General features: G+C 60.6%; 23 protein-coding genes. 18 read left to right on the top strand and 5 right to left on the bottom strand.

What is annotated here, in order from left to right; translation table 11 throughout:
* Nucleotides 1–408: 408 nt before the first annotated feature.
* Complete coding sequence (gene tyrS / locus MHM85_RS16860; RefSeq protein ID WP_219862555.1) at nucleotides 409–1608, bottom strand: tyrosine--tRNA ligase; 1200 nt, start codon at nucleotides 1606–1608, stop codon at nucleotides 409–411.
* Between the two features lie 116 nt (nucleotides 1609–1724).
* Between tyrS and MHM85_RS16855 the strand changes: the two genes are divergently transcribed.
* Entirely contained in the window at nucleotides 1725–2867 is a 1143-nt protein-coding gene (locus tag MHM85_RS16855; RefSeq protein ID WP_219863797.1) for an anhydro-N-acetylmuramic acid kinase, read from the top strand.
* A 66-nt stretch (nucleotides 2868–2933) separates the two neighbouring features.
* On the opposite strand, the gene MHM85_RS16850 is transcribed toward MHM85_RS16855, so the two are convergent.
* Complete coding sequence (locus MHM85_RS16850; protein WP_153843140.1) at nucleotides 2934–3977, bottom strand: type IV pilus twitching motility protein PilT; 1044 nt, start codon at nucleotides 3975–3977, stop codon at nucleotides 2934–2936.
* 33 nt (nucleotides 3978–4010) lie between these two features.
* Here MHM85_RS16850 and MHM85_RS16845 point away from each other — a divergent pair, with 33 nt between their 5' ends.
* From MHM85_RS16845 to MHM85_RS16820, 6 genes are all read left to right on the top strand, one after another.
* Entirely contained in the window at nucleotides 4011–4709 is a 699-nt protein-coding gene (locus MHM85_RS16845; RefSeq protein ID WP_153843141.1) for a YggS family pyridoxal phosphate-dependent enzyme, read from the top strand.
* 72 nt (nucleotides 4710–4781) lie between these two features.
* Entirely contained in the window at nucleotides 4782–5609 is an 828-nt protein-coding gene (proC, locus tag MHM85_RS16840; RefSeq protein ID WP_219862553.1) for a pyrroline-5-carboxylate reductase, read from the top strand.
* 60 nt (nucleotides 5610–5669) lie between these two features.
* Nucleotides 5670–6263, top strand: a complete 594-nt coding sequence (locus MHM85_RS16835) for a YggT family protein (RefSeq protein WP_219862550.1) — start codon at nucleotides 5670–5672, stop codon at nucleotides 6261–6263.
* A 74-nt stretch (nucleotides 6264–6337) separates the two neighbouring features.
* On the top strand, nucleotides 6338–7534 hold the full coding sequence (locus MHM85_RS16830) for a homoserine O-acetyltransferase (protein WP_139527992.1): 1197 nt from the start codon (nucleotides 6338–6340) through the stop codon (nucleotides 7532–7534).
* Nucleotides 7534–8130, top strand: a complete 597-nt coding sequence (gene metW, locus MHM85_RS16825) for a methionine biosynthesis protein MetW (RefSeq protein WP_139527991.1) — start codon at nucleotides 7534–7536, stop codon at nucleotides 8128–8130. Before MHM85_RS16830 ends, metW begins: the two co-directional genes overlap by 1 nt.
* 36 nt (nucleotides 8131–8166) lie before the next feature.
* Nucleotides 8167–8628, top strand: coding sequence for a DUF4426 domain-containing protein (locus MHM85_RS16820; protein WP_139527990.1), 462 nt, complete (start codon nucleotides 8167–8169; stop codon nucleotides 8626–8628).
* On the opposite strand, the gene sfsA is transcribed toward MHM85_RS16820, so the two are convergent.
* Nucleotides 8625–9353, bottom strand: a complete 729-nt coding sequence (sfsA, locus tag MHM85_RS16815) for a DNA/RNA nuclease SfsA (protein ID WP_139527989.1) — start codon at nucleotides 9351–9353, stop codon at nucleotides 8625–8627. The genes MHM85_RS16820 and sfsA overlap by 4 nt on opposite strands.
* Nucleotides 9350–10510 (bottom strand): aminotransferase class I/II-fold pyridoxal phosphate-dependent enzyme, encoded by a 1161-nt coding sequence (locus tag MHM85_RS16810; protein WP_239286465.1) that lies wholly within the window; start codon nucleotides 10508–10510, stop codon nucleotides 9350–9352. Before MHM85_RS16810 ends, sfsA begins: the two co-directional genes overlap by 4 nt.
* Before the next feature lie 186 nt (nucleotides 10511–10696).
* On the opposite strand from MHM85_RS16810, the gene dksA reads away from it, so the two are divergent.
* From dksA to MHM85_RS16755, 11 genes are all read left to right on the top strand, one after another.
* Complete coding sequence (dksA, locus tag MHM85_RS16805) at nucleotides 10697–11134, top strand: RNA polymerase-binding protein DksA (protein ID WP_139527987.1); 438 nt, start codon at nucleotides 10697–10699, stop codon at nucleotides 11132–11134.
* 112 nt (nucleotides 11135–11246) lie between these two features.
* Nucleotides 11247–12146: a tRNA glutamyl-Q(34) synthetase GluQRS gene (gene gluQRS / locus MHM85_RS16800; RefSeq protein WP_219862546.1), complete on the top strand. Its 900-nt coding sequence runs from the start codon at nucleotides 11247–11249 to the stop codon at nucleotides 12144–12146.
* A 1-nt stretch (nucleotide 12147) separates the two neighbouring features.
* Entirely contained in the window at nucleotides 12148–12324 is a 177-nt protein-coding gene (locus MHM85_RS16795; RefSeq protein WP_167520868.1) for a hypothetical protein, read from the top strand.
* On the top strand, nucleotides 12314–15259 hold the full coding sequence (locus tag MHM85_RS16790; RefSeq protein WP_219862544.1) for an ATP-binding protein: 2946 nt from the start codon (nucleotides 12314–12316) through the stop codon (nucleotides 15257–15259). Before MHM85_RS16795 ends, MHM85_RS16790 begins: the two co-directional genes overlap by 11 nt.
* A complete protein-coding gene (locus tag MHM85_RS16785) occupies nucleotides 15237–16607 on the top strand; it encodes a sigma-54 dependent transcriptional regulator (protein WP_219862542.1) in 1371 nt (456 codons plus the stop codon). Before MHM85_RS16790 ends, MHM85_RS16785 begins: the two co-directional genes overlap by 23 nt.
* A gap of 865 nt (nucleotides 16608–17472) precedes the next feature.
* Nucleotides 17473–18861, top strand: coding sequence for a polynucleotide adenylyltransferase PcnB (gene pcnB / locus MHM85_RS16780; RefSeq protein WP_239286466.1), 1389 nt, complete (start codon nucleotides 17473–17475; stop codon nucleotides 18859–18861).
* Nucleotides 18854–19381: a 2-amino-4-hydroxy-6-hydroxymethyldihydropteridine diphosphokinase gene (gene folK / locus MHM85_RS16775; protein ID WP_239286467.1), complete on the top strand. Its 528-nt coding sequence runs from the start codon at nucleotides 18854–18856 to the stop codon at nucleotides 19379–19381. Before pcnB ends, folK begins: the two co-directional genes overlap by 8 nt.
* Before the next feature lie 156 nt (nucleotides 19382–19537).
* Complete coding sequence (panB, locus tag MHM85_RS16770) at nucleotides 19538–20329, top strand: 3-methyl-2-oxobutanoate hydroxymethyltransferase (protein ID WP_139527981.1); 792 nt, start codon at nucleotides 19538–19540, stop codon at nucleotides 20327–20329.
* A gap of 35 nt (nucleotides 20330–20364) precedes the next feature.
* A complete protein-coding gene (panC, locus tag MHM85_RS16765; protein ID WP_139527980.1) occupies nucleotides 20365–21225 on the top strand; it encodes a pantoate--beta-alanine ligase in 861 nt (286 codons plus the stop codon).
* A 33-nt stretch (nucleotides 21226–21258) separates the two neighbouring features.
* Nucleotides 21259–21639: an aspartate 1-decarboxylase gene (gene panD / locus MHM85_RS16760; protein ID WP_027337660.1), complete on the top strand. Its 381-nt coding sequence runs from the start codon at nucleotides 21259–21261 to the stop codon at nucleotides 21637–21639.
* Nucleotides 21640–21840: 201 nt separating this feature from the next.
* Nucleotides 21841–23019, top strand: coding sequence for an acetyl-CoA C-acetyltransferase (locus MHM85_RS16755; RefSeq protein ID WP_239286468.1), 1179 nt, complete (start codon nucleotides 21841–21843; stop codon nucleotides 23017–23019).
* Between the two features lie 61 nt (nucleotides 23020–23080).
* Here MHM85_RS16755 and MHM85_RS16750 read toward each other — a convergent pair whose 3' ends face one another.
* Nucleotides 23081–24250, bottom strand: a complete 1170-nt coding sequence (locus MHM85_RS16750) for an MFS transporter (protein ID WP_139527978.1) — start codon at nucleotides 24248–24250, stop codon at nucleotides 23081–23083.
* Nucleotides 24251–24277 lie beyond the last annotated feature (27 nt).

Raw genomic sequence — 24277 nt, 5'->3', positions numbered from 1 at the left:
AAGGGTCAAACGAATTCATTCATTAGGCCGAAGCCTGTTTGACGAGTCGCTTGCCTTGATAATAGGTGATTTATCACCCTCATCGGCAAGCGCCCACATGAATTACCTGATCAAATTGTTAAAGAGCAACTTTCTTAATATCGCTGCGGCGGGCTCGATGACCTGACCCGTGTTGCCTCAGCGAGGAAGGCGTATTATACGCATTCCGTGGTGTTTGTCAACCGCTGTTTTCAGCGGGCGAAGCGAGCGATCTGACCAACCTACCACAGAACTCTAACTTCCTGACAAACAAGAGGTTTTCCAACCTCATCACCGCTGGTAACGCTGGGCGTCCCCGGCAGCGGATGCGTACTTTACGGATTCGATGCCGGGTTGGCAAGGGCTAATGTGAAAAAGTTTTCAAAAAGTTCAAGCAAGCGTCACACGGGCGTAACGTTTCTTGCCTGCCTGGATGACGTACACCTTACAGGTGGCCAGCATGGTGTCCTGAGCAACGACCTCGCCATCGACCTTGACGCTGCCATTTTTCAGCATGTCCTTGGCCTGGGCACTGTTCTTTGTCAGGCCGGAGCGATTCAGAACAGCGGCGATGGGCGCTTGCTCGCTGCCTTCGAAGTCTACCTTCACTTCCGGCAGATCTTCCGGCAGCTCACCGTCGGCCAGCTGGTTACCCGCCGACTTGTGCGCATTGGCCGCTGCCTCGTCGCCGTGATAGCGGGCGATCAGCTCGCGGGCCAGTTCCATTTTCACATCGCGCGGGTTGGCGCCCTGCTCGACACTTTGCTTTAGCGCGTCGAGCTCTTCGTTCGATTTGAGCGAGAGCAGTTCGAAGTAACGCCACATCAAGCTGTCGGGCATGGAGACCAGTTTATTGAACATGGAGCCCGGTGCTTCATCCACGCCGACGTAGTTGCGAAGCGACTTTGACATTTTCTGCACGCCGTCCAAACCTTCCAGCAGCGGCATGGTAATGACCACCTGGGGCTCTTGCCCGAAGTGCTTCTGAATCTCGCGCCCCATGAGCAGATTGAATTTCTGGTCGGTACCGCCCAACTCCACGTCGGCCTCCAGTGCGACCGAGTCGTAACCCTGTACGAGCGGATAGAGGAATTCATGAATGGCGATGGATTGGTTGGCTTTATAGCGCTTTTCAAAGTCGTCGCGCTCCAGCATCCGGGCGACGGTGCTTTGCGCGGCCAGCTCGATCATCTTGGCGGCACTTAGCTCGCCAAACCATTCGGCGTTGAAGCGCACCTCGGTCTTTTCCGGATCGAGGATCTTGAACACCTGCTCTTTGTAGGTTTCCGCGTTCGCTTTGACATCCGCTTCCGTCAATGGCTTACGAGTGACGTTTTTACCGGTCGGATCGCCAATGCGGCCAGTGAAGTCACCAATCAAAAAGATGACGGTGTGGCCAAGCTCTTGGAACTGGCGCATTTTGGTCAGCAGTACGCTGTGCCCCAGGTGCAGATCAGGTGCCGTCGGATCGAACCCTGCCTTGATACGCAGTTTACGACCGGACGCGAGCTTTTTGCGCAGCTCGTCTTCTACCAGGATTTCATGCGTCCCCCGCGACAGCAGCGCTAACGCCTGATCCACCTCACTCATTGCCTCTCTCCATGTACTATGTGCCGTTAAAGGCGTTTAAATGATCGATAGTGGGCGATGTTATCACGCTCCACCGCCTTGGTTGAGCCTTCCTCCCGTTTTGGACGACACGCATGATGAAAACCTCTACCGCCACATCGACGGCCTACTATATCGGGCTCATGTCAGGCACAAGCTTGGACGGCATCGATGCCGCCTTGGTGTCACTCACTCCCGGCACGCCGCCCATACTCATAGCCACGGCCGCCGTTGCCATGCCCGATAGGCTGCATACGCAGCTCTTGCACCTATGCCACACACCCTCCGCGAGCTTTGCCGAGCTGGCCGCCGCCGAGGATGCTTTTTGCCGCCTCCAGGCCCAGGCCGTCACGGCACTATTAACGAACCAAGGGCTCGCCGCGGCTCAGATTACGGCGATTGGCAGCCACGGTCAGACGATAGAGCACGTGCCCCAAGGCCATCAGGGCGGCCCGGCCTATACGCTGCAGCTGGATAACCCAAGCCTGCTAGCCGAATTGACGGGATGCACGGTCGTCGCCGACTTTCGCCGACGGGATCTCGCCGCTGGTGGACAAGCAGCGCCTTTAGCACCCGCTTTCCACCAAGCGCTATTTGGGCAGCGGCCAGGCGAAAAGCTCGTGCTCAACCTGGGCGGCTTTGCCAATCTCACCTGGCTCCCCCAGGATCAAGAGCGCGCCGTGGTGGGCTTCGATACTGGACCGGCTAACGTGCTGCTCGATGCCTGGTTTGCCAAGCATCACACTGGACGATTCGATGAGAACGGCACGTGGGCGGCCAGCGGTCAGGTCGACCAATCGCTGCTCGCCCGCCTGCTTAAAGAACCCTTTTTTCACCAGCCGCCGCCACGCAGTACTGGACGCGAGCTATTTCACTTAGCGTGGTTGAACGACCACCTCACCGGCAACGAAGCTCCAAGCGACGTCCAGGCAACGCTGGCCGAACTGACGGCGGTGAGCGTTGCGCAAGGGGTGGCCCAACTGCCGCTAAGCCAGTCCAGCGCCACGCTGCTGGTGGGTGGCGGCGGTGCTCATAATGCCTATTTGATGGAAAGGTTAGCAGCGCATCTACCCAAGGTGACGCTGCTCTCCCCCGCCACGCTGGGCTGGCCGGAAGATTGGATCGAAGCAGGAGCCTTTGCCTGGCTCGCCCATCAGCGGCTTCACGGGTTACCCGGCAATTTGCCTTCCGTGACTGGCGCTAGCGGCCCGAGGGTGCTCGGCGGCATTTACGCTCCCTAGCGGCGCCTACACATTTATCGGTGCACCGCTGGGTAGCTCACCCATCGCACTACCCTCCCGCTGCGGTTACTCGTCTTTTAACGTCAGCGTGCCTTTTGCGCGTGCCTGGGCGTCGTCCATACTCACCACGCCCTCCTTGACCAACTTGGCGAGCGACGCATTGAGTGTCTGCATCCCCAGGGCGCCGCCAGTCTGAATGGCCGAGTAGATCTGTGCCACTTTATCTTCACGGATCAGATTACGAACCGCCGACGTGGCGATCAGGATCTCGTGGGCTGCCACGCGTCCGCCACCCTGGCGTTTCAGCAACGTTTGCGAAACGACCGCCTGGAGCGATTCGGAGAGCATCGAGCGCACCATGGATTTCTCATCGCCGGGAAACACATCGATGATCCTGTCAATGGTTTTCGCCGCAGAGGTGGTGTGCAGCGTCCCAAATACCAAGTGTCCCGTTTCAGCCGCGGTCAGCGCCAGGCGGATCGTTTCGAGATCACGAAGCTCGCCGACCAAAATCACGTCCGGATCTTCGCGCAGCGCGCTACGTAACGCCCCCGAAAAGCTATGGGTATCGCGATGAACCTCCCGCTGGTTGATCAGGCAGCGCTTGCTGGTGTGCACAAACTCCACCGGGTCTTCGATGGTCAGGATATGCTCGAAGCGGTGATCGTTGATGTAGTCGATCATTGCCGCCAGGGTCGTGCTTTTGCCCGACCCCGTCGGCCCGGTCACTAGCACCAAGCCCCTGGGCAGCATCGACAGGCGTTGGAACACCTCTCCCATGCCCAAGGCGTCCATGGAAAGCACCTTGTTGGGAATGGTACGAAAGACGGCCCCTGCCCCGCGTGCCTGGTTGAAGGCATTGACCCTAAAGCGCGCCACGCCCGGCACTTCGAAGGAAAAGTCCGCTTCTAGGTGCTCTTCGTAGTCACGGCGCTGCCGATCGTTCATGATGTCGTAGATCAGCCGCCGCACGTCGTCGTTCTCCATGGCGGGCACATTAAGCCGACGAATATCGCCATCAACACGTATCATGGGCGGCAATCCCGCCGAAAGGTGCAGGTCGGACGCATTCTGCTTTGCCGAGAATGCCAGCAGTTCGGTAATATCCATCTCTCTTTCCCAGCTGCGGTAAGGTGCTTGAGTATGACAGACAACGCGCTCTCCGAGTCACTGGCCTCTGCGCGTGAACGCCTGCGACGAGCGCTTGAAGAAGCAGGGCGCTCGCCCACCAGCGCTACTCTTTTAGCGGTGAGCAAGACCAAGCCCGCCGACATGCTGCGCGAAGCGTGGCAGCACGGCCAGCGCGAGTTTGGTGAAAACTACCTGCAAGAAGCGCTGGATAAACAGGCGGCGCTCAAGGATCTTGACGGCATTGTGTGGCACTTCATCGGCCCGCTGCAATCGAACAAGACCCGTGCCGTGGCCGAGCAGTTTGCCTGGGTACACAGCGTAGATCGTTTGAAAATTGCCAAACGTTTGAGCGAACAGCGCCCAGCAGCGCTACCGCCGCTGAACGTCTGCCTGCAGGTCAACATTAGCCGCGAGGCCACGAAGTCCGGCGTGCTGCCGGAAGATGCCTTGGCTTTGGCTCGAGACATTGCCGCGCTACCCGGCTTAGCCCTGCGCGGGCTGATGGCGATTCCCGCCCCAGCGGCGACGCTAGAGGCACAGCGCCAGCCGCTGGCAGCGCTGCGCCAGCTATTGGATGAGCTCAAAGCGGCACTGCCCGACGCACCGCTGGATACGCTATCGATGGGCATGAGTGACGATTTGGAAGCGGCTGTTTTAGAGGGCGCCACGCTGGTACGTTTAGGCACCGCCATTTTTGGCGCACGGGGCTAACGGCGGCTCGAACAACACACGGCTTATTACACACGCTGCACGACGCAGCCATTTGCGAAAAAGGATACCCCCATGGCGAGCAAGATCACCTTCATTGGCGCGGGCAACATGGCCAGCGCCATTATCGGCGGCCTGATCGAAAGCGGTGTCTCACCCAGCGACATCACCGCCACGGCCCCCAACGACAGCGAACTGGCTCCGCTGAAAGCGCGCCTGGGTATTCATACCCACACCGACAATAGCGCCGCCGTCAGCGGGGCGGACGTGGTCGTTCTAGCGGTCAAACCGCAGATCATGCGCGGCGTTTGCGAAGCGCTACGCGACAGCGTTCAACAGCAGGCGCCGCTGGTGATCTCCATTGCCGCCGGCTTGGATGCCGACACCATCGATCAGTGGCTGGGGGGCGGCAACGCCCTGGTGCGCTGCATGCCCAATACCCCTTCGCTAGTCGGCATTGGTGCTAGCGGCCTGTACGCCAACGCGGCGGTCAGCGACGCCCAGCGCACGCTGGCCACGCAGCTGATGGAAGCCGTTGGCATCGTCGAATGGGTCGACGAAGAGCGCTTGCTGGACGCCGTGACCGCCGTGTCCGGCAGCGCACCGGCTTACTTCTTTTTGATGTTCGAAGCCATGGAAGAGGCCGCCGTGAAGCTCGGCCTGCCTGCCGATACCGCTCGCCGCTTGGCCATTCAAACCGCCTTGGGCGCCTCCACCATGGCCCAGCGCAGTGACAAAGACCCGGCCACGCTGAAACAGAACGTCATGTCACCGGGCGGCACCACCGAGCGCGCCATTCATCATATGGAAGAGGCGCATCTGCGCACGATCATCGCCGACGCTATGAACGCCTGCGCCGAGCGCGCCGACGCCATGTCCAAAGAGCTAAGCGGTAACGCCTGAGTCGCACGCCGCCAATAGGCCGTGAACGATGCCAAACGCTATTTTCGAGGAGAAGCCGCAATGGGAAGTCAATTAGGCAGCGCCGGGTTAATGCTGGTGAACTCGCTGATCAATATTTATCTGTTTCTGTTGATGCTGCGCTTTTTGCTGCAGGCATCGCGGGCGGATTACTACAACCCGCTCAGCCAGTCGGTGGTCAAAATCACCCAGCCTGTCGTGGGGCTGTTTCAAGGCTTTTTAGGGCCGGTCGCCGGTCGCTTTGACCTAGCCACCCTGGCGGCCGGTTTCGTGCTGAAAGTCTTCAGTATGATCGCCATCTTCATGGTGATCGGCGTAGGCATGCCGCCCATTGCAGGGCTGCTGATTGCGGGTGTCGCCGCGCTGGCCAACGCCATTTTGAAGATCTACTTCTTTGCCATGATCGTGATGATCATCCTAAGCTGGGTCGCCCCGAATGCGAGCCACCCCGGCGCGCTGCTGGTGATGCAACTGGTCGAGCCGATCATGGCACCGGTGAGGAAGGTAATTCCGCCGCTGGGCATGATCGACCTCTCGCCGATCGTCGTCTTCATCGCCATCAACCTGGTGGACGGCATCGTCGTGGGTTCACTGATTCGCGCAGCAGGCATCTCGGGTGCCCTCGTAGGGCTATAACGGCCCTATCGACTCGACTAACGGCCCGAGCTCACTTTTGGCAGTGACCTATTTTTGCAGGACTAGTGCTTTCGATGCCTGATTCAGACACTCTTGCTTATGACGACCGGCCAGCGGACTCCGTTGGCCTCGTAACGCCCCAGGTGGTGAAATTCGATACGCCGCTGCCGCTTGCCTGCGGCAAGACGCTATCGGAGTACGAACTGATCTATGAGACCTACGGCACGCTGAACGCCGAACGCTCGAATGCGGTGCTGATTTGCCACGCGCTATCGGGGCACCACCACGCGGCAGGCTACCACACCGCCGAAGACCGCAAACCCGGCTGGTGGGATGCCCATATCGGTCCAGGCAAATCCATCGACACCAACCGCTTTTTCGTGGTGTCGCTGAACAACCTGGGCGGCTGCCACGGCAGTACCGGCCCGGTAAGCCATAACCCGGATACCGGCCGTCAGTGGGGACCCGACTTCCCCGTAGTGACGGTGAGTGACTGGGTCACTAGCCAAGCACGACTCGCCGACCACTTGGGCATCGAGCGCTGGGCCGCGGCCGTGGGGGGCAGTTTGGGCGGTATGCAGGTGCTGCAGTGGACGATCACTTACCCCGAACGCGTTGCCAATGCCGTCGTCATCGCCGCCACACCCCGCCTGTCGGCGCAAAACATCGCCTTCAACGAGGTCGCCCGGCAGGCGATTCGCTCGGATCCCGAGTTCTTCGACGGCTGGTACGCCGAGCACGACACCGTGCCCAAGCGAGGACTGAAACTGGCCCGCATGGTAGGTCATATCACCTATCTTTCCGAAGACGCCATGGGCAGCAAGTTTGGCCGTGACCTGCGCAGCGACGACTTGAACTTTGGCTTCGACGTCGAGTTTCAGGTGGAGTCGTACTTGCGCTACCAGGGCGACACTTTCTCGACCGCCTTCGATGCCAACACCTACCTGCTGATGACTAAAGCGCTGGACTACTTCGACCCGGCGGCCAGCTGCGACGGCGATCTCGCCTGCGCCCTGGCTCCGGCGCAGTGTCCTTTTTTGATCGTCAGCTTTACCACCGATTGGCGCTTCCCGCCGTCGCGCTCTCGAGAGCTAGTGGACGCCCTTACCCGCGCGGGTAAATCAGTCAGCTACGCCAATATCGAGTCGCCCCACGGGCACGATGCCTTCTTACTGCCCGAGCCGCGCTATCAAGCGCTGTTCAGTGCCTTCATGGGCCGCGTCGCTCGAGAGCAGCACCTCGATGCCGCCGACGCGGAGGAAACACGCTAATGCGCACAGATCTCGAACTGATTTACGACTGGGTTCCCCAAGACGCACACGTCCTTGACCTCGCCTGCGGCGACGGCGTCCTGCTAGAGCGGTTGGCTAAAGAGAAAGGCGTGACGGGTTACGGGTTGGAGATCGACCCGGACGGCATTACCCAGTGCGTGGCGCGCGGCGTCAACGTCATCGAGCACAACCTGGACGACGGCCTGGGTAGCTTCTGCGACAATAGCTACGATCAGGTGATCATGACCCAGGCGCTGCAGGCGCTGCGCCGCCCGGATAAGATGCTCGATGAAATGCTGCGGGTCGCCGAGGAGGGGATCATCACCTTCCCCAACTTCGCCTACTGGCGTCACCGCATTCACCTGGGGCTGCGCGGCTATATGCCGGTATCGAAATCGCTGCCCCACGCGTGGTACGACACCCCTAACATTCACCTCTCGACGTTCAACGACTTCGAGCACCTATGTAAAGAGAAAGGGTTGGTGATCGTCGACCGTGCCGTAGGAGTGGGCGACCACAAGGGGCACTGGACCTCGAAGTGGTGGCCTAACCTGTTTGGTGAAATCGCCATTTTCCGGGTACGCCGACGCGCCTAAGACGGCCTTTACCTCACCCATGAGAGGAGACACGCTATGGCTATCGCAACACTGCGACGCTTTCCACTGTTGATGGTGCTACTTGGCACGCTGCTCAGCGCCACCCAGGCAGCGGCAGAGCAAATGGTGCAAGTGGGCGACTACGAGATCCATTACAACGCCATCGAAACGCGCTTTCTAACGCCAGAAGTGGCGCAGGCGAACAGCATCCAGCGCAGTATCGGGCACGGCCTGGTCAACGTCAGCGTGCGCGAGCGCCAGCCGGATGGCACCACGCGACCGGTGAATGCCAGCGTGGGCGGCTATGTGAGCGACTTGACCGACACCCGCGAACCGCTCAGTTTTCGCACCGTGCACGATGGCGATGCCACCTACCACCTTGCCACGTTTACACTGCGCCACGACGAGCCAATGCGCTTCCATCTCGACGTGCGCTACGACCGCAATGAAAATTCCGAGCCGGTGAGCTTCATTCAGCGTTTCTATATCGAGCGCTAAACCCGTACCGGTAGTGCCCGCGTCAGGCGGGCCGCTATCGGTACGCTTTGCTGCCACGTCATCGTCACGCCATACGCCAGTACTTCGACCCCCGCTTGCACCGCATCACTGAGCGCCGCCGCGTAGGTGGCGTCGATATGCGCCGCCGGTGCCACGTCCGCAATCCCCTCGTGCGCCACGCAGAATAGCAGCACCGCCCGCTCGCCCTGCTGGGCAAGCGCCGCCAGCGTGGCTAAATGTTTGGTGCCCCGTGCGCTCACGGAGTCGGGAAAGTAGCCGTGCCCATCCGCCTCTTTCAGCGTGACCTGTTTGACCTCCACGTAGGCGGCGCCCTTCTCAGGGTCATCCAAACGAAAATCGAGCCGCGCTTCGCCGACCTTCACTTCACGCTTTAACGTTCGATAGTCCGCCAGCGGCGGGATATCCCCCGCCGTGATGGCACTTTCAACCCAGCGGTTTGCGCGCCCCGTATGCACCGATGCCAGCGCCGTCCCCCCCTCAGGCTGAGGCAGTGCAATCCACTCCCAGGTCCAGGCCAGCTTGCGTTTGGGGTTGTCGCTAGGCGAGAGCCATACCCGGCAGCCGGGTACGTTGACCGCCTTCATCGAGCCCGTATTCGGGCAGTGGGCCACCACGTCCTCCCCGCTGTCCAGGCGTACATCGGCTAGAAAGCGCTTGTAGCGCCGCAGCAGCGTGCCGGACACCAGTGAGGGATAGGTCATCATAAGCGGCTCACGAAGCGCGCAATGCGCACTACGGCCTCCTGCAGCCGTGCCACGTCGTTAGTGAAGGCGATGCGCACATGATGCTCGCCGCCCTGTACGGCAAAATCGATCCCCGGGGTGATGGCGACATTCTCCTCCACGAGCAGGCGCTCGCAGAAGGCTTGGCTGTCACGGCTGTAGCGGGAGATATCCAGCCAGAGATAGAACGCCCCCTGAGGCGGCAAATCCGGCGCTAACCCTAGCTCGGCCAAGCCATCCAGTAGTACTTGGCGACGCTGTTTGAGAGTAGCGCGACGGGTTTCCAGAATATCCCGGCACTCGGGAGTAAACGCCGCCAGCGCCGCGTGCTGGGAGGGCGTCGGTGCGGCGAGAAAGACGTTTTGCGCCAGCCGGGTCAGCGGCTCGACGGCCTGCTCTGGCGCCACCAGCCAACCCAAGCGCCAGCCGGTCATGCCGAAGTACTTGGAGAAGCTGTTCACCACAAAAGCGTCATCTGACAATGACGTGGCCGACAGCGGCGCGTCATCGTAATTCAGCCCCTGGTAGATCTCGTCGACGATGACGTCGCCACCCTTGGCAGCCACGGTGTCGATCACCTTGGCGAGCGCCGGGGCATCCAGCGTATGCCCGGTCGGGTTGGAGGGGCTTGCCAGCATGGCTATACGCGTCTTGGCCTGCCAGTGCTGCTCGATCAGCGGTGCGGTGAGCTGCCAGCCGCTATCACGCCCTACCGACACGGCGTCGACCTCGGCCCCTGCCAGCGCCATGAAGTGGCGGTTACACGGATAGTTTGGGTCAGCCATTAGCACTCGATCACCATTTTCGACAAGCAGCTGGCTGGCCAGCAGCAGTGCGCCAGACGCACCGGGGGTGACCAGAATACGGGCGGGGTCAACCGTGGCGTTGAAGTGCTCGGCGTAGTGCCCGGCAATGGCCTCGCGCAGCGACGCTAAACCGGCGGCGGGGGTGTAGCGTGTTCTGCCGCTGGCCAGCGCCTGCTGCCCGGCGGCGACGATCGGGGCGGGCGTTGCGAAATCCGGTTCGCCCACTTCCAGGTGAATCACGTCATGGCCTGCCGCTTCACGCGCCTGAGCCATTTCCAATAAGTGCATTACGCGAAAAGGCGCAACGTGATCGACACGCGAATTCCAGGCCATAACGGCTCCTTCACCTAGCAGTAGTTAAACCATGACGCAGGTCGTACAAGATGTGGGACCATGGTCGAAAGCGCACTATTATGCTTGCATCGCGCGCAATTTTCAGCTAAACAAGCATCCCTTTGGCGTGAGATCGTGGCACACGCTCATGGTCGATCAGCAGTCACATACGTAAGGGGCACTCCCATGCCAGTAGCGGAAAAGAAACCGGAAGCGTCCAAGTCCTTCACACCGTATGAGCCGGCACCGGGTGAAGAGTATATGAACGAGAAGCAGCTCGCGCACTTCCGCCAGCTGCTTCTGGACTGGAAACAGGACCTCATGGAAGAGGTGGATCGTACCGTACGCCACCTGCAGGAAGATGCTAACAACTATGCCGACCCCGCTGACCGCGCCACGCAGGAAGAGGGCTTTAGCCTGGAACTGCGTACCCGGGACCGCGAGCGCAAGCTGCTGAAGAAAATCAACGAAACCATCGAAAAGATCGATGATGACGACTACGGTTTTTGCGAAGCCTGCGGCGTGGAAATCGGTATTCGCCGCCTGGAAGCACGGCCCACGGCCACACTGTGCGTCGACTGCAAAACCTTGGCCGAGCTAAAAGAGAAACAGCTGGGCGGTTGAGCACCCTGCCATCCTGCTAAGATGGTCGACAGCGGGCACCCTTGAGGTGCCCGTTTTTGTTTGTCATCTTGTTCTCTACTTACTGCTTTACCGTTTTCACGCACGGATTGCCATGACCGCCACCGCTCACTACCGAGGACGCTTCGCCCCTACCCCCTCCGGGCCCCTGCATCTTGGCTCGCTGGTGGCCGCGCTCGGCAGCTATTTGGATGCCCGCGCTGCGGGGGGCCAGTGGCTGGTACGTATCGAAGACATCGACCCGCCGCGCTGCCCCGAGGGCGCGGACAGCACCATTTTGCGCCAGCTGGAGGCTTTTGGCCTGACATGGGATGAGGACGTCATGTGGCAACGCCAGCGTCATGACGCCTATCAACACGCGCTTGAGCAGCTCATCGATCGGGGGCTGGCGTACCCCTGCAGCTGCTCACGCAAGCAGTGGCAGGCCTTCGACATCTACCCCGGCTGGTGCCGAGACGGCGTGTGCGATGCCAGCCAGCCAGTCGCCTGGCGGTTGCGAAGCGACCTCGCCCAACGCCCCGTCGGTTGGAACGACCGACTGTTCGGCGAGCAGCACTTCGACCCCGCCGACCTGGGCGATGTCGTGTTGAAGCGCAAAGATCAATTATGGGCCTATCAGCTCGCGGTGGTCGTGGACGACGCCCATCAGGGCATCACCGACATCGTACGGGGAGTCGACTTGCTGGATAACACGCCTTGGCAGCAGCAGTTACAAGCAGCGCTACAGGTGCCTACGCCGCGCTATCTGCATCTGCCGCTGGTGGTCACGGCGGGCGGCCAAAAGCTCTCCAAGCAAAACCTCGCCCCTGCCTTGGCCGAGGAGAGCCGCGGGATTCGTCGCCAGCTGTTTCAAGCGCTGCAGCTGCTCGATCAGGCGCCACCGCCAGCGCTCGTCGAGGAGCCCCCCGAGGTCCAGTTACGATGGGCCATCAATCACTGGTCAGTGGCACATTTGGCACCGCAGCCCCACCGCTCTGCCCCACCGGAGCCGTAAGATGTACGTCTACCGCATCATGCTATTTCTCGTCTTTGGCGGGTATCTGCTTTCCCCGCTGTTCATGGATGGCTGGGCTGACCCGAGCGTTGCCTGGTACCGCCCGTTTGCCATCTGGGGAGTGTTGATAGCTCTGACGCTCTGGCTCGAGCAGAAAAGGAAACTGGATGAACGCTGAGTTAATAAGCGTCGTATTACTGGGGCTTGGCTATCTCGGGCTGCTGTTTGGCTGCGGTTTGGCCGTCGAGCGGGGCTGGGTACCGGTGCGCATTACTCGCCACCCGATGGTGTACACCTTGGCGCTTGGCGTATACGCCAGTGCCTGGGCCATCTACGGCAGCATCGAATTAGCCGCGAATGCTGGATTCGGCTACCTCGCTTACTACCTGGGGCCAGCGGGGGCCTTTTTGCTCGCCCCCGTGCTGCTGGTACCGATTCAGCGCATCACCCGCACCTACCAACTCTCCTCGCTGGCAGATCTGTTCGCCTTTCGCTACCGCTCCCGCTGGGCAGGCACGCTGGTGACGCTATTGAGTCTGCTTGCCGTACTGCCGCTGCTGGGCATACAGGTGCAAACCTTGAGCGATGCCGTGCAGCTGCTCACCGGCAGCCGCTATAGCGCCGCCGTCGCGCTGCTGTTTTGTGGGGTCATTGCAGGCTGCGCCGTGCTGTTTGGCGCGCGCCATCACCATCGGCACCGCCACGACACGCTGCTCAGCGTGATCGCCTTCGAATCGGTGGTCAAACTGCTGGCCATGCTCGGGCTCGGTGCCATTGCACTCTGGTGGGTGTTTGATGGACCACAGGATTTACAGCGCTGGCTGGAAGGCCCCGGTGCGGCGCTCCAAGCGGCTACGCCTCAGCTCGAAGCCCCCCAGTGGCGCACGTTTCTGCTGCTGTTTTTCGCGGCGGCCTTCATGATGCCGCACCTCTTCCAAATCACCTTTGCCGAAAGCCTCTCTCGCCACACCTTACTGCAGGCGAGCTGGACCTTGCCGCTCTTTTTGCTACTGATGGCGCTACCGGTGCCGCTCATTTTATGGGCCGCGCAGTCGGCCAACGAGAGCGTGCCGCTTGCCGCCTATGCGGCGTACCTAATGACCGAGCATTGGTGGGTCGGCGCGCTGGCGTTCATAGGGGGCCTGGCGGCCGCCAGCGGCACGATGATGATGATTGCGCTCGCGCTCTCTGGCATGGTGTTGAATCACATCGTACTGGTCGCCCGTCCGCCAGAGGCGCGTAGTGACCTCTACGGCTGGCTGCTGTGGCTACGCCGGGCACTGGTCGGGGCCGTCATTGTCGGTGGCTGGCTGTTTGCCGAAAGCGTCGGGCGCTATCACTCGCTCACGAACCTAGGGTTGGCCGCATTCGTGGGCATGGCCCAGTGTTTGCCGGGCCTGCTGGCGCTGCTCTATTGGCCAGGAGCCAATCGCAAAGGCATGATTGCCGGTCTCATCGGAGGCATCGGCGTCTGGCTATGGGGGCTGTGGCTGCCACTGCTGTTCGATATCGCCCTCCCCGCGCTGCCATTCAGCCTTCTGATGCCCGCCGATGCCCCCGTATGGTACAACGCCACCCTCATCTCGCTAGCGGTGAATATCGTGCTGCTGATCGTGGTGTCGCTATTTACGCGCATTTCGGAGGGCGAGCGCTCGGCGGCGGAAGCCTGCTCGGTGGATGCGGTCATCCGCTCCAAACGCCTGCCGCTGGAAGCCGCCACGGCAGGGGATTTTTCCGCCCACTTGGCCCAAGCGCTGGGCGACGAAGCCGCCAGCCGAGAAGTGGACCGCGCGTTGAAAGCGCTCAACCTGACCCCGCAAGAGCGACGCCCCTATGCCCTGCGCCGTTTACGCGACCGCATTCAGGCCAACCTGTCGGGCCTGATGGGCCCCTCGGTGGCGCGGGACATCGTCGACCGCTATCTGCCCTACCGTCACGATGACGCCCCTGTGACCGACGACATCCATTTCGTCGAAAGCCGCTTGGAAGCCTACCGTTCGCGACTGACCGGGCTTGCCCGCGAACTGGATGGCCTTCGCCGCCACCACCGCCAGACCCTGGCCTACCTGCCGGTGGGGCTGTGCGTGCTGGGCGACGACGACGAGCTTCTGATGTGGAACCAAGCGCTCTCGCAGCTCTCGGGTATCAGCGGCGATAGCGTCATCGGCTCTCGGCGAGACAGCCTGCCGCCGCCCTGGCCCACGCTGCTGGGCAGCGTGCTGACTGCCAGCCAAACGCCGCTGTACAAACAGGCGGTCACGCTGCACGGTAAAGACTACTTTTTGACGCTGCACAAAGCGGTGCTTAGCGGCCACGACAGTCGCGGCGGCAGCGTCATTCTGGTGGAGGATCACACCGAGATGAAGTGGCTGGAGGAGGAGCTGGTGCACGCCGCGCGACTCGCCTCCATTGGCCAGCTTGCCGCCGGGGTCGCCCACGAGATTGGCAACCCGATCACCGGCATTTCATCGCTGGCGCAAAATCTGCGCTACGACACCGACGACCCGGCGCTTTTGGAAACCGCCGACCAGATCCAGCAGCTCACTCAGCGGGTGACTAAAATCGTCAATTCCCTCGTCGGTTTTGCCCATGGCGGACGACCGGAGCGACCGCTTCCCGCCGCCCGGGTGTCGCTCACCGCGGTCAGCGACGACGCCCTGCACTTGATCCATTTAGCCCGCTCAGGGGAGGATGTCACCTTTACCAACCGCTGCCCAAATGACATTGTGGTGCGCGGCGATGCTCAGCGCCTTACGCAAGTCATGGTAAATTTACTGAGCAATGCCAAAGATGCTTGCTCTCCCGAGGGAACGGTGCACATAGAGGCAGGCACCCAGGCCAGCCACGCCTGGTGGCGAGTCGTCGATGATGGCCATGGAATTGATCCCAGCGTCAAACACCGCCTGTTCGAACCGTTCACCACCACTAAACCCGCGGGTGAAGGTACTGGACTTGGGCTATCGTTGGCGTATCAAATCATCAATGAGCACCACGGCAAAATAGAGGTGGCGTCGCCCCCTCCCGGAAAGCCTCGCGGCACGGCCATCACGCTTTGGCTACCGCTTTACCAACAGGATGATCACTTGCCCCATGCCCAGGATACTGATTGTTGAAGATGAAGCGATTATTCGCAGCGCGCTAAAGCGCCTACTGGAGCGCCATGACTATCACGTCAGCGAAGCGGCCAGCGCCGAAGAGGCCCGCGCTCAGCCGCTCAGCGACTTTGATCTCATCATCAGCGACCTGCGCCTGCCTGGAGAGCCGGGTACAACGCTCATCGAACTCGCCGCCCCCGCTCCCGTTTTGATCATGACGAGCTACGCCAGCATGCGTTCGGCGGTCGATGCCCTCAAGCAGGGCGCGGTCGACTATGTCGCCAAGCCCTTCGACCACACTGAGCTTCTGGAAACCGTCGAGCGAATTTTGCACAAGCAGTCGATGCAGCAGGGTACGCCGCCAGATGTCACCGATGAGGGCGGAGGCCGCCAAACCATGATCGGTGACTGCACTGCCATGCAAGAGGTGTATACGCGTATTCGTAAAACCGCCCCTGCAGACGTCACCGTGCTGATTCAAGGCGAGTCTGGCACCGGCAAAGAGCTAGTCGCGCGCGCCATTCACCAACAGAGCAAGCGTGCCAAAGCGCCGCTGATTTGCGTCAACTGCGCGGCGATCCCCGAAACGCTGATCGAATCCGAGTTGTTTGGTCACGAAAAAGGCGCCTTTACCGGTGCCAGCGCTGCACGCACCGGCTTGGTCGAAGCTGCCGACGGCGGTACGCTCTTTCTCGATGAAATTGGCGAGCTGCCCCTGGATGCCCAAGCGAGGCTGCTACGCGTACTGCAAGAGGGCGAGATCCGCAAAATTGGCTCCGTGGAAACCCGCCATGTGGACGTTCGCTTGATTGCCGCCACTCACCGTGATCTGCGCGCGCTTTCCAAAAGCGGCGAGTTCCGGCTTGATTTGTACTATCGATTGAACGTGATGCAGATTGCCCTGCCACCGCTGCGCGAGCGCGAAGACGACGTACTCAAAATCGCCGATATCCTGCTAGAGAAGGCTTGCAAGCGCCACGAACGCCCAGGGCTACGGCTCTCCAGAGCGGCCCGCCAAGACCTACGCGACTATCCCTGGCCCGGTAACGTGCGCGAGCTGGAAAATGCGCTGGAGCGCGGCGTAATTCTTGCCGAAGGCCACCTGATTCACCCTGATGATTTGGGACTTGGTCCAGTTACCCACCGCTCCCAGCCACCTGCCACCAGCTCCTCGCCTAGCGAGGCAGTTGCCCCCGTCGATGAGGAGGACCTGTCGTTGGAAGACTATTTTCAGCACTTCGTGTTGGAACATCAGGATCAAATGAGCGAAACCGAACTGGCGCAAAAACTCGGCATTAGCCGCAAGAACTTATGGGAACGACGCCAAAGACTGGGGATCCCTCGGAAAAAGACCGCACGCCGTTAGACGTTTGGCGTAATACCAACGTCCAATAGATTGATTTGATTAAGAAATATCCGGAATTCGTTACCCGAGCACTGTTACCTTCCCACACAACGCTGCGCAAAATTGCCGCCAAAACGGGTAACACTTTCCCTTCCCAATAGTTCCCTGACCCACTCGAAAATCGCCAAACTACTGAAATTCATAAAGTATTAAATGAGTGGCACGGCGAGTGCAATATTACTAGGCAAGAAGAACAAACTGGGCAGCGCGGTTAGTCACTAATAAAAACAACATGACACCGCCCCGACCTGAGCCAAAACAAAAACAACAAGGCCAGGTAGAGATAACGGCACGAACAAGAACAACAGGCTTGAGTCTCATGACTTGCACGCGCAGCACAGGGTTACCTAGCGGAGCCAAGCAAACGCGCAGCAAACAATAACAATACACAGCAAGTGCCCAAATAAGGACGCGACGTACACAAGGTCTGCACCCGAACAACAACAATAGCAGCATAGGTGTACACCCCCGGAGCCAATAACAACTCGCCGGGAGAGAAAAGTTCGCGGTTGGATTATTGTTTTGAATACGAGGCGGTCGGAATCAGAGTGGTTCTTTACGCCTGCCGACTGCGGTGCGTATTCAGGGCGATGTGCCATCATGAATAAAAACAGCAGCATGGATGCTGATTGTCTGCTTTATAGGGGAGGCTCACGTAGCCTCCCCTTTCCGCTTTTACGGGTGACATTGACGTCAGGTTCGACGGCTCATTGCAAACCGCTCTTTGCAAGCCCCAGGGGGTCGGATACACTCAACCCTTTACCGTCCTCCATACGGTCACGTTTTTCGAAACCGTTTTCGATACACTGCGAGTCGACATCGCCGCATGTTTAAAGGATTTACCCGTTTATTACACAGTCCGGGAGAGCACTTGAAATCCCTGCTCGATTCCCCTGAGAGCGCCTCAGATGCGCCCAGCCCTCGTATCATTCCGCGCTCCGAGCACCCCGTTTCTCGCAAGCAAATCAGTGAAGCCGCGCTCAAGGTGCTTTATCGTCTCAACGGCGCCGGGTTCGATGCCTATCTCGTGGGTGGCTGCATTCGCGACGCGCTGCTGGGCAAAATGCCGAAAGACTTCGATGTGGCCACCAACGCTACACCCGAGCAGGTGCGCGATCTATTTCGCAACTCACGCCTGATTGGCCGCCGCTTTCGCATCGTGCATGTACGCTTTGGCCGCGAAGTCATCGAGGTAACGACATTCCGCGGCAAACCTCAGGACGAGCACGGCGACCATATCGCTCACCAATCGGACGATGGCTTGCTGCTGCGGGACAACGTATGGGGCAATATCGAAGAGGACGCACTGCGCCGCGACTTCACCGTCAATGCGCTCTACTACAATATTGCCGACTTCACGATCCACGACTTTGCCAACGGAGCGCGAGATATCGAATCGCGCACGCTGCGCCTGATCGGCGACCCCGCCACCCGCTACCGTGAAGATCCGGTACGGATGCTGCGCGCGGTGCGCTTTGCGGCCAAGCTCGACTTCACTATCGAGCCCGCCACCGAAGCGCCCATGTACGATCTTGCGCCTCTGCTGCTGCAAATTCCGCCGGCTCGCCTGTTCGATGAGGTGCTCAAACTCTTCATGTCGGGCCACGGGCTGATCACTTTCCGCCTGTTGAGCCACTACAACCTGTTTGGCATGCTCTTCCCGGAAGCCGAAGAGGCCATGGCCGACGCCGCTTGGGCAGAGGAGCTCATTGAGCAGGCACTCGCCAATACCGACAAGCGTATCGCCGAAGACCGCCCCGTCACGCCCGCGTTTTTGCTGGCAGCGTTTCTATGGGCGCCGGTCGTTCACCGCCAGGCCGAGCTCGAGCGTGAGGGCATGCCTGCCGTGCCCGCCCTGCAAACCGCGGCTCAGCAGGTCGTATCGCGCCAGCTCCAGCACACCTCCATTCCCAAGCGTTTTGGGATTCCCATGCGCGAAATTTGGGAGCTTCAGGCACGGCTGCCAATGCGACGGGGCAAGCGCGCGTTCCAAACCCGAGAGCATCCGCGCTTTCGCGCTGCCTTCGATCTACTGATGCTACGCGAGCAGGCGGGCGAAATTCCCCGCGGCTTGGGTGACTGGTGGGAGTCGTTCCAGAAAGGCGACGATCACGAGCAGCGCCGACTCCTGCAGAAGGTCGGCAGCGATCCGGCCAGCCAAGGCGACCGCCGTCGTAAAAAACGCCGCAAATCGCGGAGGGCCAACAGTGAATAGCGCCGTGCGTTGCTATATCGGCCTCGGCAGCAATTTAGAGACCCCCATCGAGCAGGTGGAGCGGGCGCTCCAGGAATTGGACACCTTGCCACTATCGCGACGAGTGGCCAAGTCATCGCTCTACGCCACGGCGCCCATCGGCCCACAAGATCAGCCGGACTTCATCAATGCCGTCGCCTGCCTAGAGACCCACCTGTCGCCGCTGGCGCTCCTCGACCAGCTACAGGCGCTGGAGCAGCGCCATCGGCGTCGGCGGCTACGCCACTGGGGGCCACGCACGCTAGACCTAGATGTGCTGCTTTACGGAAAACATACCCTGCAGCACCCCCGCTTGACCGTACCTCATGAGCAGATGCACGCCCGCGCTTTCGTACTCGTACCGCTGGCAGAGGTCTCCACGGCGCTTCAGCAGCCCATCACGCTGCACCAGCAACCGCTCGAAACGTGGCTATCGCGCCTCAATACGAGCGATATTCGGCACTTAAGTGCTACCGATGTCACCGCCACTGCTACCATCTGACACAAATCTCGACACCACGCCCCCAATCAGGTAACAATTGCCGGTTACGCCACATCGCGCAGGCAGGGACGCTGCGATAATAATGGCCGAGCAGAGCGCAGGCGCCTCGAGCGCACTCGCCGCATCGGCCCCATCACGTTTGAATGAGAGCACGCCATGAAAACCGTCACCCTGAGCACCCTGCAGGCGTATAAACGCGCCGGTGAAACGTTCAGCTGCCTGACTGCTTACGATGCCTCCTTTGCCCATGCTGCTAGCGCGGCGGGTATCGATGTCCTGCTGGTAGGCGACTCCCTTGGGATGGTGTTACAGGGGCACAGCAGCACCTTGCCCGTGACCATCGATGACATTTGTTACCACACCCGCTGTGCTGCACGCGGCAAAGGCCACAGCCTGCTGATGGTCGACCTACCGTTCATGAGCAATGCCACCACGGAGCGCCTCTTGGAAGATGGCGCAGCGCTGATGCGAGCAGGTGCGGAATTGGTCAAGGTAGAGGGCGAAGCATGGATGGCCGATGGCATTCGCGAACTGACTCGCCGCGGCGTGCCGGTGTGTGCCCACCTGGGTCTGACGCCGCAAACCGTCTATCAACTGGGCGGCTATAAGGTACAAGGCCGCGAAGCGGCGCAAGCCGAGCAAATCATTCACGATGCCAAAGTGCTAGTGGACGCCGGCGCCTCGGTGATTTTGCTGGAGTGCGTGCCCGCTAGTTTGGGCAAAGCGGTGACCGAAGCGCTAGACGTACCGGTCATTGGGATCGGCGCAGGCCCAGACACCGACGGACAGATTCTCGTCATGCACGACGTGCTGGGGGTCACGCACGGCCGTACGCCGCGCTTCGTGAAAAACTTCATGGCGGAGGCCAGCTCCATCCAGGGCGCCTTCGAGCAGTACCATGACGCCGTCAAGCGCCGCGCCTTCCCCGCCCCAGAGCACTGTTTTTAAGTAACCGTTTTTCAGTGAGCGACAGCGACTTCTCTATGCGCACTTTGCGAGATATATCCGAGCTTCGCGCCACGCTGCGTGACGCTCGCCAAAAGGGCCAGCGTATTGCGCTGGTGCCGACCATGGGCAATCTTCACGCGGGCCATCTAGCGCTGGTCGCCACCGCCCGCCAGCACGCCGACGTGGTCGTCGCTAGCCTGTTCGTCAACCCGATGCAGTTCGGCCCCGGCGAAGATCTGGACGCTTATCCACGGACGTTCGACGCCGACCAGCACCACCTCACCGAAGCAGGGTGTGACCTGCTGTTTGCGCCTACGGTGAGCGCCCTTTATCCCAACGGCTTGGAGGCCCAGACCCGCGTTCACGTGCCCGTGGTCGGCGAAGGGCTCTGCGGCGGCTCACGCCCCGGCCACTTTGACGGCGTCTCCACCGTGGTCAGCATGTTGTTCAACCTAGTGCAGCCGGACATTGCCTGCTTTGGTGAAAAGGATTATCAGCAGCTTGCGGTAATTCGTAAGCTGGTGGCTGATCTGCACATGCCCATCGAGATCATCGGCGTGCCGATCGTACGCGCCGATGATGGATTGGCGCTCTCGTCGCGCAACGGCTATCTCAGCGCCCAGGAGCGCGCCACGGCGCCAACGCTCTACAAAACGCTGTGCGAACTGCGCAACGCACTGGCGCAAGGTGAATCCATCGAAAAGGTACTACAACGGGGCAAAGCGGCGCTGTATGATGCCGGCTTTACGCCAGATTACCTCGAACTACGGGATGCCGCCCTCGGCCCTGTCACCGATACCACGCGCCACGCCGTGCTACTGGCCGCTGCCAAGCTTGGCCCTGCGCGTCTCATCGACAATCTCAGCGTGCAGCTACCCAGCGCTGCTCGTCGCTAGCCTGCAAGGCTTGCTCGTTACTCAGGAGTTCCCATGCACACCATCATGCTCAAAGCCAAGCTGCACATGGCCCGCGTTACCCACGCCGTTCTCAATTACGAAGGCTCGTGCGCCATCGACGGCGACCTGCTGGACATGGCCGGTATCCGCGAAAACGAACAGATCCAGATTTACAATGTCGAGAACGGCGAGCGCTTCACTACCTACGCCATTCGTGGCGAAGAGGGCTCGCGCTTGATTTCGATCAACGGCGCCGCGGCCCACCTGGCCGCGCCGGGACATCGCATCATCATCTGCAGCTACGCCCATTACTCAGAGGCCGAGCTCGACAACCACCAGCCCGCGCTGGTGTATCTACAGGAAGGTAACCACGTCAGCCATACCAGTAACGCCATTCCGGTACAGCTGGCGTAAGCCAACTGACGCGCTAAGAACGGGCCGTTGATCGGCCCGTTTTTTTATTGGCGCTAAAAGCGTATTGCCGCAATGCACAACCTTCCCCTATGCTGATAGCCAAGCCTGACACGACACAAAGTCACACCACTAACAACTATGGATAGGCGGCACGCCTATCTGCCATAGGCACAATGCGACACTCACTCAAGGAGTCATTGTATGCAAGACGTGGTCATTGTGGCGGCTCGCCGCACCGCTGTAGGTAGTTTCGGGGGATCACTCGCAGGGATTCCCGCCAGCGATTTGGGTGCGCTGGTCATCAAAGACATTATCGCTTCCACCGGCGTCGCGCCCGAGCAGATCGACGAAGTGCTGCTGGGTCAGGTGCTGACCGCAGGCGTTGGCCAAAACCCGGCGCGCCAAGCAGCCATCAAGGCAGGCCTGCCAGACACCGTACCGGCCATGACGATCAACAAAGTATGTGGCTCTGGCCTCAAAGCGCTGCACTTGGCGACTCAAGCCATCCGCTGCGGCGATGCCGAGATCGTGCTGGCCGGTGGTCAGGAGAACATGTCCACCTCTCCCCATATTCTGCCGAACTCGCGCAACGGCCAGCGCATGGGCGACTGGAAGGCTATCGACTCCATGGTGCATGATGGCTTGTGGGATGCGTTCAATAACTACCACATGGGCATTACGGCCGAGAACCTGGCAGAGAAATATGGCATCACGCGAGAAGCCATGGACGAATTTGCCGCCGCTTCCCAGCAAAAAGCTGCCGCCGCCATCAAAGAGGGCAAATTCAAAAGCCAGATTGTCCCGGTCGAGGTGCCGCAGCGTAAAGGCGACCCGGTGGTCTTCGATACCGACGAAAACCCTCGTGAAGTCACGGCAGACAAGCTGGCCGGGATGCGTCCTGCCTTCAAGAAAGAGGGCACCGTGACGGCGGGTAACGCCTCGTCGCTGAACGACGGCGCGGCCGTGGTTATGCTCTGCTCGGCGGAAAAAGCCAAAGAGCTTGGCCTGGAGCCCCTAGCCCGCATTGCCGCCTACTCCAACGCAGGCGTCGACCCGGCCATCATGGGGATCGGACCGGCCCCCGCCACCCGTCGCTGCCTGGAAAAAGCGGGCTGGAGCCTGGATGACCTGGACCTCGTCGAAGCCAACGAAGCCTTCGCTGCTCAAGCGCTGTCGGTCAATAAAGAGCTGGGCTGGGACACGTCGAAGGTGAACGTCAACGGCGGCGCCATCGCGCTAGGTCACCCCATTGGTGCGTCGGGCTGCCGCGTGCTGGTGACACTGCTCCACGAAATGATCGCCCGCGATGCCAAAAAAGGCTTGGCGACGCTATGTATTGGCGGTGGCCAAGGGGTTGCACTGGCCATCGAGCGTCCATAACGCCCGCTGTGCCCCGCTAAAGCGTGCCCCCGCCGTGGCGGGGGCTTTTACCCATCGTGTATTAGCGGCGCTTTTCACCAACGATGCGCGACGGCGTGCGCCATACCAACAGTACGCCCATGAGGAACAGCCCCGAGGCGACCCACATCGCCACCGGCAGGCTGGTGCCATCGACCACTTGCCCCCCGACCATGGCCCCCAGGCCAATCGACATGTTGAAGACGAACGCCATTAACGCCGTGGCGGCTTCCGTATTGGGCGCCGTGCGTAGAATCCATGTCTGAATACTCACTGATACGCTGCCAAATACAGCACCCCACAGCATTAACAGCAGCACGCCACTGGTCGGCTCTACGCCTACCACCGGGAAGATCGCCACGACCACCAGCAGTACGCTAGGAATCGCGAGCACCGCACGGTACGGGTGACGGCCAGCAAACATCCCTGCAACGATATTGCCCAAAATCCCCGACGCACCGTACAGCAGCAGCAGGCTTCCGACATGGCGCTGCGCGACCCCGCTGATCTCTTGCAAAATGGGACTAATGAAGGTGTAGGCCGCAAAGTGACCCACCACAACAAACCCCGTGGTCAACACGGCTACCCGCACGCCACGGTTCTTTAGCTGTTGCGCCAGCACCCGAAGCCGCACCGGCTCTCGGGGCGGCAGTGGCGGTAGCCAGCGCCAAAGCGCCAACGCCGTGAGCAAACTCAAGCCCCCCAAGGCACCAAAGGCCACGCGCCAGTTACTGATATCACCCAGCAGCGTGCCCAACGGTACGCCAAGCACCGAGGCCGCCGCCACGCCGCCAAAAATGATGGTCATGGCCCGCGATACCTGATCGCTAGGCACCAGACGTGGCGCAATACTGCCCGCAATGGCCCAAAAACCGCCGATACTGATACCCACCAACACTCGCGCCGCCAACAGTAGGGCAAAGTTGCTGGCCATGGCGGAGAGCACGCTGCCCAGCACCATCACTGCCATCATCAGCGTCAGCATGATACGGCGATCGAGACGCCCTACCGCCACCGGCAGCAGCGGCGCTGAAAACGCCGCCACGACGCCGGGCACCGTCACCATCAACCCTGCCATACCTGGGGTCACGCCCATCGATTCTGCCACCTGAGAGAGCAAACCGATAGGTAGTTGCTCTGCGGTCACCAACAAAAAAATGCCGATCATCACGGCCACCACCGCCCACCAACGCGGCGATTCCTGCTGCTCCATGATATGTCCTCACATTCCTGACCTATC

This window comes from Halomonas sp. McD50-4 (assembly GCF_022348135.1).
GTDB lineage: Bacteria > Pseudomonadota > Gammaproteobacteria > Pseudomonadales > Halomonadaceae > Vreelandella > Vreelandella piezotolerans.
Note: the sequence above shows the minus strand (reverse complement) of the source record. Positions and strands in the feature narration are given on the sequence as shown.